Here is a 17207-nt window from a genome sequence, read left to right on the forward strand (position 1 = left end):
GTGCTCAGCCCTTTCAGGAAAAGACTATGATTTCAAAGACTTTAGCGAAAATTTTCGGCACCAAACATGATCGCGACATGAAGCGCCTTCAGCCCCTGGTGAATCACATCAACAGCTTCGAAGAGCGATTTAAGGCGATGTCGGATGACGAGCTGAAGGCAATGACTCCTGCTTTCCGGCAGAGGCTGGAAAATGGAGAACCTATTGATGACCTTCTTCCTGAAGCCTTTGCGGTTTGCCGGGAAGGAGCGTGGCGGGTCCTGGGGATGCGCCACTACGACGTTCAGATGATCGGGGGGATGACTCTCCATCGTGGGCAAATTGCCGAGATGAAGACTGGGGAAGGTAAGACTCTGGTTGCGACCTTGCCGGTCTATTTGAATGGCCTGACGGGTAAGGGTGTTCACGTGGTGACCGTAAACGACTACCTTGCGACTCGTGACGAGGAGTGGATGGGTCGCCTTTACAAGTGGTTGGGTCTAACTACAGGGACGATTGTACACGACCTCAATGATCGACAGAGGCAACAGAATTACGGGGCCGACATCACCTACGGCACGAATAACGAATTTGGTTTCGATTACCTGCGCGACAATATGAAATTTGACCTACGCGACTACGTCCAGCGACCCTTGAACTACGCCATCGTCGATGAATGTGACTCAATCCTAATTGATGAAGCCCGGACGCCTCTAATTATTTCCGGCCCCTCAGAAGATTCCACAGACAAGTACTACGAGATCAATAAAATCATTCCTCACCTGCAACGCGAACTTCACTTTACCATGGAGGAAAAGTCGAAGACAGCCTCTCTGACTGAAGAAGGAAACTCTAAAGTTGAAGAGATGATGGGTATTGAAAACCTCTATGATCCCCGCCACATAGCCATCCTTCACCATATCTACCAGGGTTTGAAGGCGCACTACCTGTACAAACGGGACGTGGACTACATGGTCAAAGACGGCGAGGTGATGATTGTCGATGAGTTTACGGGCCGACTCATGCCGGGGCGTCGCTGGAGTGATGGTTTGCACCAGGCGATTGAGGCCAAAGAAGGGGTAAAGGTTAAGAGTGAGAACCAAACCCTGGCGACAATCACCTTTCAAAACTATTTCCGAATGTACAACAAGCTGGCCGGCATGACGGGTACAGCAGAAACTGAAGCCGTTGAGTTTAAAAAGATTTACGATCTTGATGTCGCAGTAATTCCAACCAACAAGCCCATTCGCCGCAAGGATGAAGACGATGTGGTCTATAAGACCGAGAGGGCGAAATTTAAGGCCATCGCCGAGGACATCAAGGAAAGAAATCAAAAGGGACAGCCTGTCCTGGTTGGTACGGTGAGTATCGAGAAGTCCGAACTTCTCAGTAATCATTTGCGCAATCTGGGTGTGACTCACAATGTTCTCAATGCAAAACACCATGAGCGTGAGGCTGAGATTGTTGCCCAGGCGGGACGAAAAGGATCCATCACCATCGCTACTAATATGGCTGGCCGGGGAACCGACATCGTTCTGGGTGGAAATGCGGAATTCATGGCGAGGCAGGTGAGCCCAGAAGAGGAGTCGGATCAATACAAGGAGGCTCTGCGAAGATCTGCTGAGCAATGCAAGAAAGAGAAGGAAGAGGTTCTGACCGCAGGCGGCCTTTATATTGTGGGCACTGAACGGCATGAGTCCCGTCGAATCGATAACCAGTTGCGAGGTCGATCTGGTCGTCAGGGTGATCCCGGTGAGTCTCGATTTTACTTGTCCCTGGAGGACAATCTCATGCGCATTTTCAATGGAGAGAGGATTCAGAAAATCATGAATACTCTCAAAGTTCCTGAGGACGAGCCCATTATGGCGGGTATGGTGACTCGGGCGATTGAGGGCGCCCAGCGTAAAGTTGAGGGCCACAACTTTGATATTCGAAAACATTTGTTGGATTACGACGATGTGATGAACAAGCAACGGACGGCTATTTACTCTCAAAGGCGTCTACTTTTGGGCGGAGAGGGCATTGAGCGTTCGATTTTGGATTATTTGGGAGAGGTGACCTCGCGAATTCTTGATACCTTTGCAAATGAGACGGTGAAGCAAAAGGATTGGGATCTGGAGGGCATGAATACAGCTCTCCGGCAGCAGTTTGGCTTGACCATTCAGTTTCCGGACATCACTGAGGTCTCCGGTGACAAGCTTACAGAAATCGTCAGCGCGGCCGTGAAAGAGATTTATGACCGGCAGAAAAACTCACTGGGACAATTCTTTGAGCAGATTGCCAAGATGGTTCTTCTCCAGACCATTGATCATAAATGGAAAGAGCATCTGCAGAGGATTGACCATCTCAAAGAGGGGATCAGTCTGAGGGCCTACGCTCAGAAGGACCCTGTCATTGAGTACAAGAAAGAGGCTTTCCGGGCGTTCGAAGAGATGAATCAGATTATTCAGTCAGAGACTATTGAAAAGCTACTCAAGGTGCAAATTGTGGCCCCGGAGCAGGCAGCTGAAGAAATGCAAGAGGAGCATGCTCGTGAATTGGACGACAGTGCCTTTGATTATGAAGGGGCAGACGAAAGTCAGTCTGGCTTTTTTGAGGACGCGGGATTACCGCTAGCCAATGCTCCAACAAGGCCTTCCCAACAGGAATCCCAGGAAATGTTCTTGTCCAGAGGTCCAGGTCCAGGTGATTCCTCCAAGCTTAATCGGGCTCAGCGCCGACAAATGGAAAAGAAGAAAAAGAAGAAGCTTAAAATCTAGGGTCATTGTTTGATAAAATGAAATCAACGGCCCTCGTTGCTGAGGGTTCGAGCCAGGAGCATGGATGACCCCGGTTTGTCCCGTGTGCCAGAGTCAAATCGCAGACGACTTTGGCCTGATCAATTGCCCCAGCTGTGGGGCCTCCCTATTTATTGAAATGGACGGACAGGTTCGTGCTTACGAGACTAATGCCATCGATAGTGACGAGCCCCCGGCCGGAATTCAAGGAATTGGAAGTGATCCCGTCCCGGATGTTGCCAATGAAGGCGAAGATGAGGGCGTTGGAATTGAGATGGAGTGGGATGATCAGGCCGTCCGTGGCGGGCGGGGTGGGGGCGAGCAGGATCAGGTGCCATCAGAAAGCCGTGCCGTGTTGGCCTCAATGGAAAACTGGGACTCGGTGCCCGCAGTCGATATCCAGGGTGAATCAGATGGGCTGGAGATGGATGATGACTCCGAGGCCGAAAATAACCCGCCTTTGGAGTCGCCAGTGGGGGATTATGCCGAAGGGGACAACACGGAGATGCTCGCTGGCGAGGATCAAGTTCCTACGGTTGGACTGCAAGAATTTCCAGAAGACGACGAGCCACCGCCGGTCTTGGATGACGGTGGCGTCTCAGATTTTGATGAGTTATCAGGCGTCAGCAATGAGATAGGAATGGCGGCGACGGAGTACGTCCCTGAAAGTGGAGGTGTCGGCCTAGAGGACATGTCGAACCTCTCCGACTTTGGTAACTCTGAGCAATCGGTTGGGCAGTCCGGTCCCCTTAGAGTCAGAGTGCGCATGGAGGGGATCGATAGCCCAGAATTGAGGGAGGACCTTCGTGACGCCCTGACCGATAAGAAGTTTCTCTGGGATACAGAGGAACTGATGCGATCTATCGATGGCGGGGTTTTGATCATCGACAATGCAACTCCGCTGAAAGCTGCGATATTGATTGAGCGAGTTAAGTCTCTACCCCTAGAGATTACGTGGGAACAATTTGCCATCACTCAGCCATAGAGGTGGGAATGGAATTCTGTAAATTATTGGCGACCATGCTTGTACTTGTACTTAGTAGTTCGGCCATCGCTGCGGGCGGTTCTGAATACACCCAAAAGAAGTCCAAAAAGCTGAACCTCGAAGTGCAGATTAAGGAGAGGGAAAGGATTCTTGAGGATCTCATCAAGAAAAAAAATGGCACGACGGATCCGGATGTGCGCAGAAAGGTGGTTGAAGAAATGACAGCCGTCCATTCGGCGATGCTTGAATCCATCGAGGACTACAATAAGGTGTCAAAGGATCTAGAGTATCGGTACCCGGAAAAGGGGGATGACACCAAGAGGAAGTATCTTCCCATGCGCAGTCGCAGCCTGGAACAGATCGAAAAGGAAATGGGCTTAGATGCCGTGTTAAGTGGGGCCAAGGAGCGGGTGGATCAAAAATATGCTCCCATTGTTGAGGAAGCCAAAAAGAAGGAAAAAAGTGCACGGGGAGGAGCTTTTGCTGAGATTGAACAGGCCGATGAGAAGCAAAAGCGAAAAAAGGAAAGGGAACAGCAAAGGGAAAGGCTTCGCTTGGTCAGGTAATACGGGGTCGGCCGCTTTTAGGCTTGAGACTCGATAGCTCAGCGAGTAGGATGACCCCACTTCGAGGTGAGGTCTATGCAGGAGCGTTTGCAGAGGTTTTGGGAGTCGAATAAAGTCTTTATTGGCTTCCTGGTCTTCATCATTTTATTTCGTGTGACAATTGCGGATCAATACCATGTGCCTTCGGGTTCTATGGAGCCAACTATTGCCATTGGTGATAGGGTTCTGGTCAACAAGCTATCTTTCCACGTCAAAGTCCCATTTACAAATGTCGTGCTCGCTAATCTGGGGGAGCCGGTTCGTGGTGACATAGTGGTTTTTGAAAAGCCGGGCGACAATACCGTCATGATCAAGAGACTGATTGGTTTACCCGGAGATTACCTGGAGATTGAGGACGGATTCATTCGCGTCAATGGCGAAACCTTTTATGCGCCCGGTGAGGAGCCGGTGGAGGCCTTAAGAGAGGCTCGGATGAACGACCAGGCTCTTCATTATCATGAAATAATGTCTGATCGTACCCATACAGTTCAACGCCTCCCCTTTCCTGCTCGCTTTGATGACAAAAGAATCAAGGTTCCTGAGGGACATTATTTCTTTATGGGAGACAACCGGGATAATAGCAATGACAGTCGTGCATGGGGGATGGTCCCTCGCCACCTTTTGAAAGGTCGGGCGAATCGGGTTCTTTATTCAATGATTTTTGATGGGCTCGTGCCCAAGTTCAAATGGGGTCGGACAGGTCGCAGCCTTTACCTGCCAGCAGAAGAGCAATAGGTGCCTTATTTCTGCTCTTCACTTGGTTCGTCTTCTCCGTTGAGATCCTGAAAGCCCTCGTCAGCGGACGGACGAGAGGATCGCACCTTTGATTCATATTCTTGCATCGTCTTGGCCTTTAGAAGCTGTTGCTCAAGGGAGTGTTGACCCTTGGCATTTTGCACGGCCACGACCTTGCCGTCCTCAAACTTCACTTCCTTTTCCACAATCTGATGACCTGAATAGAAAATGTAGGTCCACTCGTCCACTCCTTTCCAGCGGCGAGTTCTGTTGGGTGAACCAACCAGCTCCAACACATCTGCCTTTTCATGGCCAACCTCCACTCGTTCGAAAGCGACGTGGAGGGGAGTGGTACAGGACGACAGTAGCAGGGAAATCAGGCACGACATGGTCGCCACTGAGAGGAAGCTTTTAAGCATACTTGTGTCTCCTTAGGGAGCTTTTCAGAGGTCAGAATCAGTTTGCCCTATCTTACCGTTATTTCTCATTTTAGTTCGAATTGTCCCTGCCGGGGAGAGGCTCTCTCAAAATGAGACACAGGTTGGGCAAATTCCTCGGTCAGAGCTTGTCTAACCCTGTCATAAGGCGAGAATTTCCACCCTTATTTGGCGCCCCACTGTGACAGGGTTAAGCCTTTGACAGGTGGACTCCAGCTATGGTGTAAAGGCGCCCTTAATACAGATACTGAGAAACCCCCCTATGCTTAGGTAGTTACTGGGCTGGTGGGATCCTAGAGGTTGAGGGTATGTACAAATTCGGCCACGGGCGCACAGGCCTGCTTTTGGTAATCTATTTTTTCCTTTTCTTAATGGTTGCCAGCCAGTTTTAGTTTCAGTTATTCCTGACTGGTCCAAAGCGTTAAATAGCGAAAATAACTGGTTTCGGCCAGATGACATCGGTCTTTTGTATGGATGGTCTTAAAGGGTGAGACGAAGCACACAAGGGAAGATCGCGGATACGCGAAAATGGATTGTGGTGGGTATTATCGCCATCATTCTCGCGGGTGCTTATTTTTTTCGAACGGCGAACAGGGTGGTCATCGATGATCCTGCAGACAGCAGTGATCTGGACCAGATGGGCAAGCCCGGAGAGGTCATTGAAGCTCCTTGGATCAGCTCGCCGGAGCTGGTTGGTAGAGGGAAGGTGGTCTATGACAAGGCCTGTGCTGTTTGTCATGGAAAAGAGGGTCGCGGTAATGGCCCCGCCTCCTCGGGCCTCGTGCCACCTCCAAGGGATTTGGTGGAGGGCAGATGGAAGCAGGGAGGAACCTCGAAGGAATTGTTCGTGACGATGGAAATGGGCATTCCTGGTACCTCGATGATAGGGTTTGCCCATTTTTCGCAGGTGCAGAGGTGGGCATTGGTGCATTACATCCGGTCCATTACTGACAACAAGCCTGAGGACGACTTGAACGAGTTAGAGAAATTTGCGCAATCAGTAGAGTAGGGAATTGAGTGAGGGGTATGCAGGGCAGCAGTGGAATAATACAATTTATCGAGGGCCTTCACGGTTTTTTGGCCTCAGCCAGTACAGGAGTGGGGGCTGCGGTTCTCATTGGTCTTGTCCTGTTTTCCCATGGGTTTAAAAGTCGTTCGATTGGTGATCGAGATAAGGAGCACTCCCATAGTGTTATTGCCGAGTATGCATGGGGAGTTGTCCCGTTCGTTTTGTTTGTCCTCATTTTTTATTGGGGGCTGAAATGAAATCCTACTTGGACCTGACCAAAACAGGGATTGTAGTTTTTGTTTTGCTTAGTGGTTTGGCCGGCTACTTCTTGTCTTTCCCAAGTGGTTCGGTGTTTTCGGGTATTCATCTGCTGGTTTTTATGGTGGGGCTTTATTTGATAAGTGCGGGGAGCTTTGCTTTAAATCAGGCCCAGGAGTGGGAGCGTGATTCGGTCATGGACCGAACCAAGGGACGCCCCATTCCTGCGGGAAAGCTCAAGTCATGGCAAGCATGGACAATTGGCATTTGCTTCGTGGGAATTGGAACAGGCCTTCTTTATTCCATTGAACCTCTGAGTGCATTCCTGGGGTTGTTAACAGTCCTTCTCTACAACGGGTTCTACACATTATTCTGGAAGCGCCGTTGGGCCTTCGGTGCCGTCCCCGGGGCGATCCCCGGAGCCATGCCGGCTGTCATTGGCTATTCGGTGCACTCGGTAGATCTCCTGGAACCAGGCTGTATCTATCTGTTTTTAATAATGTTTTTGTGGCAGATGCCGCACTTTTGGTGCCTGGCAATTCGCTATAGGGAGGATTACGAAAGAGGAGGTTTTCCGGTTTTGGCCTCTGTCTTGGGGACGGACAAAACCCTCTTTCATATTGGCCTCTATGTTTTGGTCTACATTGGTGTGGCATTAGTCTCACCATGGTTTATCAAAACACATATTCTCTATTTGTTGCTCGTTGTGCCTTTTGCGTTCAAGGTCCTGTGGGAGTTTTACCTCTACTACCGGCAAGAGGCCAAAGGCAGCTGGATTCGGTTTTTCCTATGGGTCAACTTCAGTCTTTTGGCTTTTATGGGGGCCCCGGTTTTCGACCGCCTGTTGGTTTCCTTGGTAGGCGGATAATTTTTAGGAGGATTCTCATGGTTTCAGGCAACTTCCTCAAAGCCTATCGATTTTTGTGCTACGAAGTTTTGTTCCTGATTGCGTTCGGTGGTTCGGTGAGAGCCATGGATGCAGGACTCGCCTGTCCAGATTGGCCGCTTTGTTTTGGTGACTATATCCCTGACTTTCATATTCAGGTTTATTTTGAGTTTCTCCACCGGGTATTGGCCGGTACAGTAGGGCTTTTTGTTGGCGGCTTTGGCATTTATTTGCTGGCTAGAAAAGATGTCAGTGTTTTGGTCAAAAGCCTCAGCGTACTGTCAATTGTCCTGGTGTTGGCCCAAGTTGTGATGGGCGGCCTCACGGTTTTGTTACTGCTCGACGAGAATACGGTCACTGGCCATTTGCTGTTGGCAACGATGCTCTTTGCTAGCCTACTATGGACATACTGGGAACTTCGAGCAGAGCAGGTTGTAGCTCCCAAAATCGGAATTCCCGGATGGCTCAAAGGGATGATCTTAACTTTGCTTTTTGCAGTTTGGGCTCAAATAATCTTAGGAGGTCTTGTCTCCGCGAACTATGCAGGTATGGCCTGCCCGACCTTTCCCCTTTGCCACGGCCGGCTGGTTCCCACTTTACAGGGATTAGTTGGTTTACAGGTTATGCATCGCTTGGGAGCTTATTTGTGTGTTGCACTGGCTTTTGCGATATGGATTGTTTTGCGTAAGCCTCAATTTTCCAGGAACGTTCCGATGCGGAGCTGGTCGCGCCGTTTGATTTTAGCAGTTATTGCCCAGATTTTCTTGGGAATTGCCAATGTGGTGTTTGTAATTCCGCCGTTGATAACAGTTCTACATTTGGCCGTGGCGACTTACATCCTAGGTGCATCACTGCGGTTGACCTTTCTCATGTACTGGGACAAGGGTGAGCTGGCCCAGACGGTTAGGTCCTCGGAGCGTCAATCTGTCGGCTGGGCTCGGCCAGTTGAAAAGAATCAATAGCCATCGCATTTTTGGAAACGCGATCAATAATGGGAAATGTAGAGAGGTCGACCTTAAAGCGTTGGGCGTTGTAGACCTGGGGCACGAGGAAAAGGTCTGCGGCGGTGATTGTACCTCCAAAGCAGTGGGATCCGGCATGATCCCTTAACATGGCCTCAATACCTTCAAAGCCGCGGAAGATCCAATCGGCACACCAGGTTTGTATGTCCGCTTCTGACGCCGCAAAACGGGACTTCAATTCCTGCAATACGCTGAGGTTCTGAATGGGCTGGATGCCACTGTTAATGATTTCGCAGAACTGAGTGACCAGTGCCCTCTTCTGCTTGTCCTTAGGAAAGAGCTGGGGAGAGGGCTTAAACTGATCCAGGTACTCAATGATGGCCATGGATTGGGAGAGTGTGAAGGGGCCATGAACGAGAGTGGGCACCTCTCTTTTGGGATTGATGGTCCTATAGGCCGGAAGGTGCTGCTCACCGCCTTCGTTTACCAGGTGCAGGGGAATGTACTCATAGACAATCCCTTTGAGATTTAAAGCGATGCGCACTCGATAGGAACAGGAACTTCGATAATAGCTGTAGAGTTTAAAATCGCCCAATGTGGCCTCCCTTAGAGACCCTAGGCTAGCCCAAGGCCAGCCCCATCGGCAAGTTGCGCAAGGCAATAGGGGGCTGAAAAATTCGCCAATTCCTGCGGCGGACCGTGCTCTTTCAGGGGACCTTTTGTATAAATGGAGATTCAGAAGAGAGGATCGATTATGAAATTGGCGAGTCTCAAGAGTGCGAAGTCCCGTGATGGAGAATTGATTGTTGTCAGCAGGGATAACAAGATGGCCGTAAAGGCCGACAGCGTGGCTCCAAGCCTCCGGGAGGCCATTGAGAAATGGAGTGAGGCCAAGCCCAAGCTTGAGGCTCTTTACCAGGCTCTGAACTCCGGGGACGCCAATGGCGCATTTGAGATTAAGGAAGAAGACCTTCACTCAGCTATGCCAAGGGCCTTTCAGTGGGCCGATGGCTCGGCGTTTATTCATCATGTGAAGCTGGTGCGCAAGGCGAGAAATGCCCCCCTTCCAGAGACTCTTTTGACCACGCCACTCATGTATCAGGGGGGGGGCGATTCATTTTTGGCGCCCAGAGAGGACATCCCTCAGGTGGATTTTGGTCATGGGACTGACTTTGAGGGAGAGGTTGCCGTCGTCGTTGGTGACGTGCCGATGGGGATTACTCCGGAAAAGGCTTTGGACCACATTATTCTGTTTGTGACTGTAAATGACGTCTCCCTGCGCGGCCTCATTCCTGAAGAGCTCGCTCAAGGGTTTGGATTTTTTCAAAGTAAGCCCTCATCGGCTCTTTCACCATTTGCTGTTACAGCGGATGAATTGGGAGATGCCTGGAAGGAAGGGCGCATTCATTTGCCCCTGCTAGTGGAATACAATGGTGAGTTTTTTGGCAATGCCGATGCTGGACAGATGCACTTTCACTTTGGAGATCTCATTGCCCACGCCGCCCGAACAAGAGATTTGGCTGCGGGAACCGTAATCGGTAGTGGAACGGTTTCCAATGAGGATATGGCTCGCGGGTCCAGCTGTCTGGCAGAAAAGAGGATGCTTGAGAAAATTCACGAAGGGACCATCAAAACTCCCTTTATGAAAGAGGGAGACACTATCCGTATCGAGATGAAGGACAAAAATGGAAATAACATTTTTGGAACCATCTTCCAGAAAGTCGTAAAGCGAGAAATATAGAACGCCGCTCTTTTGACTACTTAGAAAGAAATAGCATCAGACTGGTAACGAACACCAGGGTCCGTCCGGGGACGGCAATGCGGTCTATGAGCTTCATCTTGGAGCGAACTTCTTCCTGGCCCTTAAGAAGCTTTATGCCGTTGCTGATGGCCATGGCGTAGGCGACCACCGTTATTAGCGCCAACACAATATGCACAATGAGCAAGGGCGGCATCCTTCGGTCTACGCTGTCGAGTGCCTCGCGGAAAATAGTCAAATAGAGAAGCAGAAGAAAGTCTCCCAGAATCACGGCAATCATGACCTTGCCATGCTTAACTTTGTCTTTGTGGGCCAGGGTTCGTCCGTAAAAGAAGAGAAGCAAAATTAAGAAATTGATGCTGTTGACGACCATTTTTCTATTCAACTCCCAGCTAAGAAGCCGGCAGTATGAAGGCCCTTTTTGTCTAGGTCAACAGGCCATGACCGGGAAATCCCAGCTTATTGTGCCGCTTCCGGTTCAGGAGTCGGATTGCTTGGTTGGGTGGGGCAGGCTGGTCGATTTAGGCCCTCTGGTCGCGACAGGTACTCTCTCACTAAGAGGTACGTCTGAATCGGCACCCGGAGCACTGATGATCGGGCGGCGTCTTTCTTAATTCGACCTAAAGACTCCTTCAGTTTTTCTGGCAGAGTCAGTACGGCTTCCCAGCGCTTTATCAACTGTAGAGTTACAGTTAGCTCAGTGGGAACCTGGGAATCGCCCCAGCTCAATACGCTACGGATACGTGAAAAATATTGATCTTCGCGGTTACAGAAGTCACCTATTGTCTGAGGAGCCTCGGTCAAAACGCTTAGGCTATTGGCCCCTTCAAGTTTTACCGTGTAGCGAATACTTTTCTCCGCATTTTCGTAAACAATAAAATCACGACCCGCCTTTGAAACTCGATACGTGTCGTATTGTTGAGTCGTCCCTGGCAAAAGGGGGCTGGTGTTTCGGTCGCCATTTTCACGGACATCCTGATTGGCGATCTGTACTGATTGGCAGCCGTCCTGGGTGCTGGGAAAGCGAATCCAGTTGCTGTCTAAGTCTTTGGTGAAGGACACCTCGTAATCTAGACCTTCCTCCTTGAGTTGGGTGTACTTGGCCGGTTCATAATCGATATCTTGATACTCGCCAGTCAAAAAACGAGATTCCTTCGCAAACAACGACATGTCTTCAACGTGCATTTGCGCAAGCCAGGTCTTTTTGTCTCTCAGTTCCTGAAGAAGGGCCGGAAGATCCAAGCAGGGTGACTCTTTAGTGCCTTTGGTTGGTACTTTGGTGAGCCCCAGGTTCTTAACTTGGGTTTGACGCTTGCCAATCTTGGTTTTGTTGCTCTTGCCCTGACACCCGCTAACGAGGATGCAGAGAAGGGTGACACTGAGAACCGTCAAACGTGACCCGACCACGATCATTCTGGACTCCTAAGGAGAAGGTTGTGCCTCTGGATACAGCAACTGATGTGCCAGAAAATCTACTGGTTTTCAACATTTAGGTGGCCTCTGGGGGCTGGGAGGTGCCAAAAAAGGGGGAAGAATTACAGGCCTGGGCCCGAATCTGTCACCAGGGTCAGATTAGCCCTTCATGAGCCATTGCTTGAGGATGTTGGGCGTGCTGACGGCCTCAATTCGCACCTGGCTTTTGGTGCGCTGAATACGGCTGCAAAGAATGGTCAAGGCGTGGCCATTGTTCATGATGATCGCCTGGAACTGCAGGGGAACCCAGTCGGGAAGGGAGTCTCGGATTCTCATACCCTTTAGGGAAATATCGGAGGTGTGGGAGACAAATTGATTCCTGCCGATGCGCACCTCCACCACCCAATCCTTCTTGAATCGGCGGGCCCGTCGCCGGTCACGCTGGGGGCGATCGTCCAATTCGAGCTCAAGCTCGTCATTGCTATCCTCAGCGTCAACGCCCTCATCCAGTCCCATGTTAGACTCATCGAAGTAGTCGGCAAAGGTTCGTTCCTGGTGGCGCTGGACGGTGTCTGCAAATAGGGGCTTCTCGTCCGGGCGCTGCATGGGAAATGAACCAGTCGCCTCATAGACGTGCTGTAGAGTCGCCAGAGTCTGTTCAAGCTCAGGAAAGGTATGAAGGGGCTGCCAATCCTTTGCCCCGGGTCTCCATGCAACCCAATCCCCAATTCGAGCCGGAGGAATGGTGGGGATGACGATGAGGAGGTGGCTGAGGGGGAGGTCATCAATTCGATGCCTCTCAACCAGGTTGTAAAGACTCCAAAGGGAGCTCATGCGAGGCATTTCCCCTCCTCTAAAGTGTTGATCCCCACTACTCATCAATATATGGGAAAAGGAGACTCCTGGTCAAATATGTGGAGGGAGGACCCAAGAGTGATTCAAGTTGAGAATCTCAGCAAAACCTTTCGAATTCACCAGAAGGCCCCTGGCCTGAAAGGGAGCATGAAGTCCCTTTTTGTTCGTCAATGGCAAGACAAGGAGGCCCTAAAGGGGGTCTCTTTGCAGGTGCATGAAGGCGAAATTTTGGGTCTGGTCGGCGCGAATGGTGCGGGCAAAACCACCTTGGTTAAGATTCTAGCGGGCATCGTTCACCCCACCTCTGGTCGAGTCGAAATCGATGGATATGTCCCATGGGAACGACGAAACGCATTCCGTCAGCGGATTTCCCTGATCATGGGTCAGAAGGCGCAGTTGTGGTGGGACTTGCCGGCGGCGGACTGCTTCTTGCTGCTCAAGGAAATTTATCAGATTGAGGATCAGGAGTACCGAAATTATCTTGGTTATTTGACGGAAGCGCTCGGCGTGAGTCGAGAGCTCAATGTACAAATTCGTCGCTTGAGCTTAGGTGAAAGAATGAAGATGGAACTAATTGCCTCCCTTCTTCACAAGCCGCGCGTGGTGTTTTTGGATGAGCCAACGATTGGCTTGGATCTGACGGCGCAAAAGGCGATTCGCAGATTTATCCTTGATTATCAGCGGGAGTACAAGCCGGCAATGATACTGACCTCCCACTACATGGAAGATATTGAGCGGTTGTGTAAAAGAATTGTCATTATTCGTGAAGGCGAATTTGTTTACGACGGGCAATTGTCGGCGGTCATGTCTCACTATGCACGACACAAGATATTGGCAGTAACACCAGAGTCTCCAGAGCGGCTCCGCAATGCCCCAGTGGTGATGAAGCACTCGGAATATGTCGAGGAGGCGGATGGAGTTTTTCGCTTCAAGGCTGAACGGCAACACGTGGCTCTGGCTGCGGCCGAAATTCTCGGCCAGTTTCCGGCCAAGGACATCAGTATTGAAGAGGAAGGCATTGCTCACATCATCGAAGCCCTCATGCGGCGAGAGGAAGTTCGCCCATGAGCGTGGAGATCACAACGGCTGATGTGTATCGGCGCAGCTGGAGTTGGATCGGAGCGGTGCTTTCCATGGAGTTGCGCAAGATCTTCTCCTATCGAGTTGATTTTTGGCTTCAGGTAGTGGGAGGGTTTTTTTCCCAGTTTGTTGTCGCTTACTACTTGTGGCAGGCTATTTTTGAACACAATCAGGCGGAAAAAATCGGTGGCTACTCCTTTCCGATGATGGTTGCTTACTATGTCTTGGCGCCCTTTGTTGACCGAATTGTCAGGGCCAATAATGCATTCGTAATTTCCCAGGAGATTTATGAGGGCTCCCTCAGTCGCTATCTCATATATCCGGTCAACTATTTGGGGTTTCGCTTTGTCTCCACCCTCGCCCATGCCCTGGTTGGTCTCGCCCAGATGGTTGTCGGTGTCGGAGTTATTTTGTTGATTTGGGGGTATCCACCGGAGTTGACAATTGGCTGGTCCGGTTTGGCCATGGGGATCGCGTCCTGTCTGGTGAGCATCTTTGTCTACTATCTCATGGCTTCAATTATTGAGATGGTCGCTTTTTGGGCCGACAATGTTTGGAGTCTATTAGTGATGCTGCAGTTTTCATCTGCATTTCTGGGGGGAGGGCTCATTCCCTTGGAAGTCTTCCCCGTATGGGTTCAAACGAGTCTCCTCTTTACACCATTCCCCTATTTGATTGGCTACCCAATCCAGGGATTTATGGGTCGTCTTTCCAGCGAGCAATGGGCTGAAGGGCTGCTCATTATTTTGCTGTGGACTATTCCCTTAATGTTTACCTTGCGATGGATCTGGGAGCGGGGGCGAAAGACATACACGGGAGTAGGCATATGAGCAGGTACCTTCGGTTGTACGCTTACTTCCTGCGGTTTTCATTTTCCCGCGCCATGGAATTTCGTGTGGATTTCTTCTTTCGCATATTTATGGATTTAATTTTTTATGTCGTAAACATTCTATTCTTTAAGGTTATTTTTATTCACTCGGATCTGCTGGCGGGATGGACCGAGCCCCAGGTGTTCATTTTTGTATCAGGATTCTTGGTCGTGGATGCGATCAATATGACGGTGTTCTCTAACAACACATGGTGGCTCCCACTATTTGTAAATCGGGGAGACCTTGATTATTATCTGGTGCGCCCTGTGTCTCCATTTTTCTTTCTAAATTTTCGCGATTTTGCCGCCAACTCCTTTGTGAATCTGATTTTGGCAGGGACCATCATGGTTTGGGCTTTCCAACAGTATCCGGAGCCTTTGGGTTGGCAGCGAATTCTGCTGTTCATTGCACTGTTGATCAACGGCACGCTCTTGTATCATTTGGTGAATCTGTTAGCTCTCCTGCCGGTGTTCTGGTTTCATTCTGGGAGAGGGCTTCAGCAGATATTCTGGAGCCTATCCAAGTTCGTGGAAAGGCCCGATCGCATTTTTAAAGGATGGGTGAGGGTCTTGCTGGTTTCCGTTGTGCCATTTTCGCTGGTGGCATCTTTTCCAGCACAGGTGCTGTTTTCCGGTGATCCAACCTTTTTGGTGCTTCACATTCTAGCTGTGACGGCCCTGTTTTCTCTCGTAATGTCGTTTATTTGGCGGCTGGCTCTCCGCACCTATTCTTCCGCGTCATCTTGATCCTAATATTTTTGACTGTCCACCGAAGGGTCGTTTTAATAAACCCAGAGTTTTCCACGGAGGGTTTATGAGGGGTTGGGTTCGCGGCCTTTTACTGCCACTGACTTTGGTGTCATGCACACCGGTATTGGCAAAAAGCAAAGGGCCCGGTTCCGAAGTCGTAGCTGGCACATTTCAGACCCCCACTCGTTTGGCTCAAGCCCAGGAGGTACCGAAGTTTGTTGATGATCTAGATTTCACCTGGCTGGAAACAGCTGTACTGCGGCAATTGGCGCGATTTGAAAAGAAACATCTTACAGGGTTCATTTATTACGGCCAGGACAAATATCCTCTCAGTCGCGTTGTCGAAAGTCTTGAGCTGTTATCGGACCTGGCTCGACAGTACAAGACCTGTTTGTCCGTTGATTCTAAAATCGAATGCCAAACGAGATTCCATCAGCAAGTGATCGGGGGATTCAATATTTACGTACCGCATTTGGCTCCCAAGGACCCTCGGTACGAGGAAAAGGAAACAACCTTTTTTACCGGTTACTATACCCCTCTCATCAAAGTAACGGATCGTCCTCATCCAGACTATCCTCACGCAATTCACAGTCGACCGCCGAAGGGGGCGTTTAGCAAAGCGACGCGTGTGGAGATTGATTTCGACCATGTGCTAAGGAATTCCGGGACAGAGATGTTTTTCGCCAAGGATCTATTTGATCTCTACATTATGCACGTTGAAGGCGGGGGAAAGGTGGAGGTTCAGGGCGGAGGCGGGAAAGAGAGTTATTACCTGAGCTATGATGGAACCAACAAGCAATCGTTCCGGTTCATTTCTAGGTATATGATGGAAAAGGGCTACATCCAGGACAGGTCTAATGCCTCTCAACACCAGTTCCTATTGGAGAATCCCGACAAGCAACGTGAGATTTACGAGTATTGCCCAAGCTACGTATTTTTCAAAATTACCTCCACTCCGCCCTTGGGGAGTGATGGTGTACCATTAACTGACAATCGTTCCATCGCCACCGATTCTGACTTGTACAGGTTCAAGGGGGGCTTGGCTTTTGTTTCCTCCTATCGTCCTGAAGAGGGCCAAGGAGAGGCCGAGGAGCGAGCAAATACGATCAAGTATCGACCATACTCTCGGTTCGTTTTAGACCAGGATACGGGCGGAGCCATTAAAGGCAAGTCCCGGGTTGATCTTTATTGGGGAGAGGGGGACTATGCCTCCTTTGCTGCCCACAACTCATCTCATTTCGGCAATATTTTTTGGTTAATCAAAAAGTAGAGGCGGGTCGCCGATCCTTTTGGCTTCTGGCCATTCGATAGCGATTTCGGTAAGTGGTCATTTTAGGGAGAGTGTCACAGGCCGTGTTCCAGCCGTCTTCGCACCAATTTCCAACCTTTTCGAGAGTGTCTTGTCCGTAGTGAGTAAGGCCCGTGTCTCTGCCAAGCACAATCACCTGAAGACAAGCATTTAGATCGGCAAGCTCGCAGCCTCGCGCAAAAAATTCGAGGGCCAACATTTTCTGCCGAATTTTCCTGTTGGCATCCTGAGCCTCGGGGCCCTTAGCCTTGTGGCTGAGTAAGATTTCCGTTGCTTCTCGGTAGCAAAACTGGGGAAAGCCTTCAAGGCAAAGTAGGGCTCCTTGGTTGTCGAGGTCGACAACATAGTCTTTGCCATAGATGGAAGTAAACATACCATCGTAGTGCTGAAGAAGTTCAGCAGAACTCATTTCGTAATAAAATGGGCGTGGACGTTGGCTGTTTAAATAGTAGCCGATGCAAAAACTCAGTACAATGGTGACAACGCCTAGCCCAAGCAACTTCAAGTTAGGCCCCATATCACAATGAATCAGCAAGGGTA

At 50.1% G+C, this 17207-nt stretch carries 19 protein-coding genes; 13 read left to right on the forward strand and 6 right to left on the reverse strand.

Annotated features, from left to right (window positions below; all coding sequences use genetic code 11):
- Positions 1–26 precede the first annotated feature (26 nt).
- The 4 genes from secA to lepB all read left to right on the forward strand — a co-directional run bounded on the left by secA (position 27) and on the right by lepB (position 5081).
- Positions 27–2738: a preprotein translocase subunit SecA gene (secA, locus tag H6624_17930; GenBank protein ID MCB9086225.1), complete on the forward strand. Its 2712-nt coding sequence runs from the start codon at positions 27–29 to the stop codon at positions 2736–2738.
- A gap of 64 nt (positions 2739–2802) precedes the next feature.
- A complete protein-coding gene (locus H6624_17935) occupies positions 2803–3741 on the forward strand; it encodes a hypothetical protein (GenBank protein MCB9086226.1) in 939 nt (312 codons plus the stop codon).
- Positions 3742–3749: 8 nt separating this feature from the next.
- Positions 3750–4307, forward strand: a complete 558-nt coding sequence (locus H6624_17940) for a hypothetical protein (protein ID MCB9086227.1) — start codon at positions 3750–3752, stop codon at positions 4305–4307.
- 75 nt (positions 4308–4382) lie between these two features.
- Positions 4383–5081 carry a signal peptidase I gene (lepB, locus tag H6624_17945; GenBank protein ID MCB9086228.1) on the forward strand — a complete coding sequence of 233 codons (699 nt, stop codon included), beginning with the start codon at positions 4383–4385 and terminating at the stop codon, positions 5079–5081.
- A gap of 5 nt (positions 5082–5086) precedes the next feature.
- Here the strand turns inward: lepB and H6624_17950 are convergent, their stop codons facing one another.
- A complete protein-coding gene (locus H6624_17950; protein MCB9086229.1) occupies positions 5087–5500 on the reverse strand; it encodes a hypothetical protein in 414 nt (137 codons plus the stop codon).
- A 505-nt stretch (positions 5501–6005) separates the two neighbouring features.
- Here H6624_17950 and H6624_17955 point away from each other — a divergent pair.
- The 4 genes from H6624_17955 to H6624_17970 are packed head-to-tail and all read left to right on the forward strand — an operon-like array spanning position 6006 to position 8633.
- Positions 6006–6527: a c-type cytochrome gene (locus H6624_17955; GenBank protein MCB9086230.1), complete on the forward strand. Its 522-nt coding sequence runs from the start codon at positions 6006–6008 to the stop codon at positions 6525–6527.
- A gap of 8 nt (positions 6528–6535) precedes the next feature.
- Positions 6536–6784 (forward strand): hypothetical protein, encoded by a 249-nt coding sequence (locus H6624_17960; GenBank protein ID MCB9086231.1) that lies wholly within the window; start codon positions 6536–6538, stop codon positions 6782–6784.
- Entirely contained in the window at positions 6781–7653 is an 873-nt protein-coding gene (locus tag H6624_17965) for a protoheme IX farnesyltransferase (GenBank protein ID MCB9086232.1), read from the forward strand. The genes H6624_17960 and H6624_17965 overlap by 4 nt, the downstream gene beginning before the upstream one ends.
- A gap of 17 nt (positions 7654–7670) precedes the next feature.
- The gene (locus tag H6624_17970; GenBank protein ID MCB9086233.1) at positions 7671–8633 is read left to right on the forward strand and encodes a COX15/CtaA family protein; all 963 of its coding nucleotides are present in this window, start codon (positions 7671–7673) and stop codon (positions 8631–8633) included.
- Here the strand turns inward: H6624_17970 and maiA are convergent.
- Entirely contained in the window at positions 8575–9228 is a 654-nt protein-coding gene (gene maiA / locus H6624_17975; GenBank protein MCB9086234.1) for a maleylacetoacetate isomerase, read from the reverse strand. The genes H6624_17970 and maiA overlap by 59 nt on opposite strands.
- Before the next feature lie 159 nt (positions 9229–9387).
- Between maiA and H6624_17980 the strand changes: the two genes are divergently transcribed.
- The gene (locus H6624_17980) at positions 9388–10374 is read left to right on the forward strand and encodes a fumarylacetoacetate hydrolase family protein (protein ID MCB9086235.1); all 987 of its coding nucleotides are present in this window, start codon (positions 9388–9390) and stop codon (positions 10372–10374) included.
- Between the two features lie 16 nt (positions 10375–10390).
- Here H6624_17980 and H6624_17985 read toward each other — a convergent pair whose 3' ends face one another.
- From H6624_17985 to H6624_17995, 3 genes are all read right to left on the reverse strand, one after another.
- The gene (locus tag H6624_17985; protein ID MCB9086236.1) at positions 10391–10765 is read right to left on the reverse strand and encodes a hypothetical protein; all 375 of its coding nucleotides are present in this window, start codon (positions 10763–10765) and stop codon (positions 10391–10393) included.
- Between the two features lie 86 nt (positions 10766–10851).
- Positions 10852–11805: a hypothetical protein gene (locus H6624_17990; GenBank protein MCB9086237.1), complete on the reverse strand. Its 954-nt coding sequence runs from the start codon at positions 11803–11805 to the stop codon at positions 10852–10854.
- A 159-nt stretch (positions 11806–11964) separates the two neighbouring features.
- Positions 11965–12648, reverse strand: a complete 684-nt coding sequence (locus H6624_17995; protein ID MCB9086238.1) for a PilZ domain-containing protein — start codon at positions 12646–12648, stop codon at positions 11965–11967.
- A gap of 69 nt (positions 12649–12717) precedes the next feature.
- Between H6624_17995 and H6624_18000 the strand changes: the two genes are divergently transcribed.
- The 4 genes from H6624_18000 to H6624_18015 all read left to right on the forward strand — a co-directional run bounded on the left by H6624_18000 (position 12718) and on the right by H6624_18015 (position 16628).
- A complete protein-coding gene (locus tag H6624_18000) occupies positions 12718–13728 on the forward strand; it encodes an ATP-binding cassette domain-containing protein (protein MCB9086239.1) in 1011 nt (336 codons plus the stop codon).
- Entirely contained in the window at positions 13725–14570 is an 846-nt protein-coding gene (locus H6624_18005) for an ABC-2 family transporter protein (protein ID MCB9086240.1), read from the forward strand. Before H6624_18000 ends, H6624_18005 begins: the two co-directional genes overlap by 4 nt.
- A complete protein-coding gene (locus tag H6624_18010) occupies positions 14567–15355 on the forward strand; it encodes an ABC-2 family transporter protein (protein ID MCB9086241.1) in 789 nt (262 codons plus the stop codon). The genes H6624_18005 and H6624_18010 overlap by 4 nt, the downstream gene beginning before the upstream one ends.
- 67 nt (positions 15356–15422) lie before the next feature.
- Entirely contained in the window at positions 15423–16628 is a 1206-nt protein-coding gene (locus H6624_18015; protein MCB9086242.1) for an MltA domain-containing protein, read from the forward strand.
- Here H6624_18015 and H6624_18020 read toward each other — a convergent pair.
- Positions 16618–17172, reverse strand: coding sequence for a hypothetical protein (locus H6624_18020; GenBank protein ID MCB9086243.1), 555 nt, complete (start codon positions 17170–17172; stop codon positions 16618–16620). The two genes, H6624_18015 and H6624_18020, sit on opposite strands and share 11 nt — an antisense overlap.
- Positions 17173–17207 lie beyond the last annotated feature (35 nt).

This window comes from Pseudobdellovibrionaceae bacterium, assembly GCA_020635075.1.
In the GTDB taxonomy this organism is placed as follows: Bacteria; Bdellovibrionota; Bdellovibrionia; order Bdellovibrionales; family UBA1609; genus JADZEO01.

Excerpts from the sequence above, each read along its gene's own strand:
- H6624_18015 (MCB9086242.1), top strand. The coding sequence starts at position 15,423 with ATGAGGGGTTGGGTTCGCGGCCTTTTACTGCCACTGACTTTGGTGTCA.
- lepB (MCB9086228.1), top strand. The coding sequence starts at position 4,383 with ATGCAGGAGCGTTTGCAGAGGTTTTGGGAGTCGAATAAAGTCTTTATT.
- H6624_17985 (MCB9086236.1), bottom strand. The coding sequence starts at position 10,765 with ATGGTCGTCAACAGCATCAATTTCTTAATTTTGCTTCTCTTCTTTTAC.
- H6624_17980 (MCB9086235.1), top strand. The coding sequence starts at position 9,388 with ATGAAATTGGCGAGTCTCAAGAGTGCGAAGTCCCGTGATGGAGAATTG.
- H6624_17970 (MCB9086233.1), top strand. The coding sequence starts at position 7,671 with ATGGTTTCAGGCAACTTCCTCAAAGCCTATCGATTTTTGTGCTACGAA.
- H6624_17950 (MCB9086229.1), bottom strand. The coding sequence starts at position 5,500 with ATGCTTAAAAGCTTCCTCTCAGTGGCGACCATGTCGTGCCTGATTTCC.
- H6624_17990 (MCB9086237.1), bottom strand. The coding sequence starts at position 11,805 with ATGATCGTGGTCGGGTCACGTTTGACGGTTCTCAGTGTCACCCTTCTC.
- H6624_17965 (MCB9086232.1), top strand. The coding sequence starts at position 6,781 with ATGAAATCCTACTTGGACCTGACCAAAACAGGGATTGTAGTTTTTGTT.
- H6624_18000 (MCB9086239.1), top strand. The coding sequence starts at position 12,718 with ATGTGGAGGGAGGACCCAAGAGTGATTCAAGTTGAGAATCTCAGCAAA.
- H6624_18005 (MCB9086240.1), top strand. The coding sequence starts at position 13,725 with ATGAGCGTGGAGATCACAACGGCTGATGTGTATCGGCGCAGCTGGAGT.
- H6624_17940 (MCB9086227.1), top strand. The coding sequence starts at position 3,750 with ATGGAATTCTGTAAATTATTGGCGACCATGCTTGTACTTGTACTTAGT.
- H6624_17935 (MCB9086226.1), top strand. The coding sequence starts at position 2,803 with ATGACCCCGGTTTGTCCCGTGTGCCAGAGTCAAATCGCAGACGACTTT.
- H6624_18010 (MCB9086241.1), top strand. The coding sequence starts at position 14,567 with ATGAGCAGGTACCTTCGGTTGTACGCTTACTTCCTGCGGTTTTCATTT.
- secA (MCB9086225.1), top strand. The coding sequence starts at position 27 with ATGATTTCAAAGACTTTAGCGAAAATTTTCGGCACCAAACATGATCGC.
- H6624_17995 (MCB9086238.1), bottom strand. The coding sequence starts at position 12,648 with ATGCCTCGCATGAGCTCCCTTTGGAGTCTTTACAACCTGGTTGAGAGG.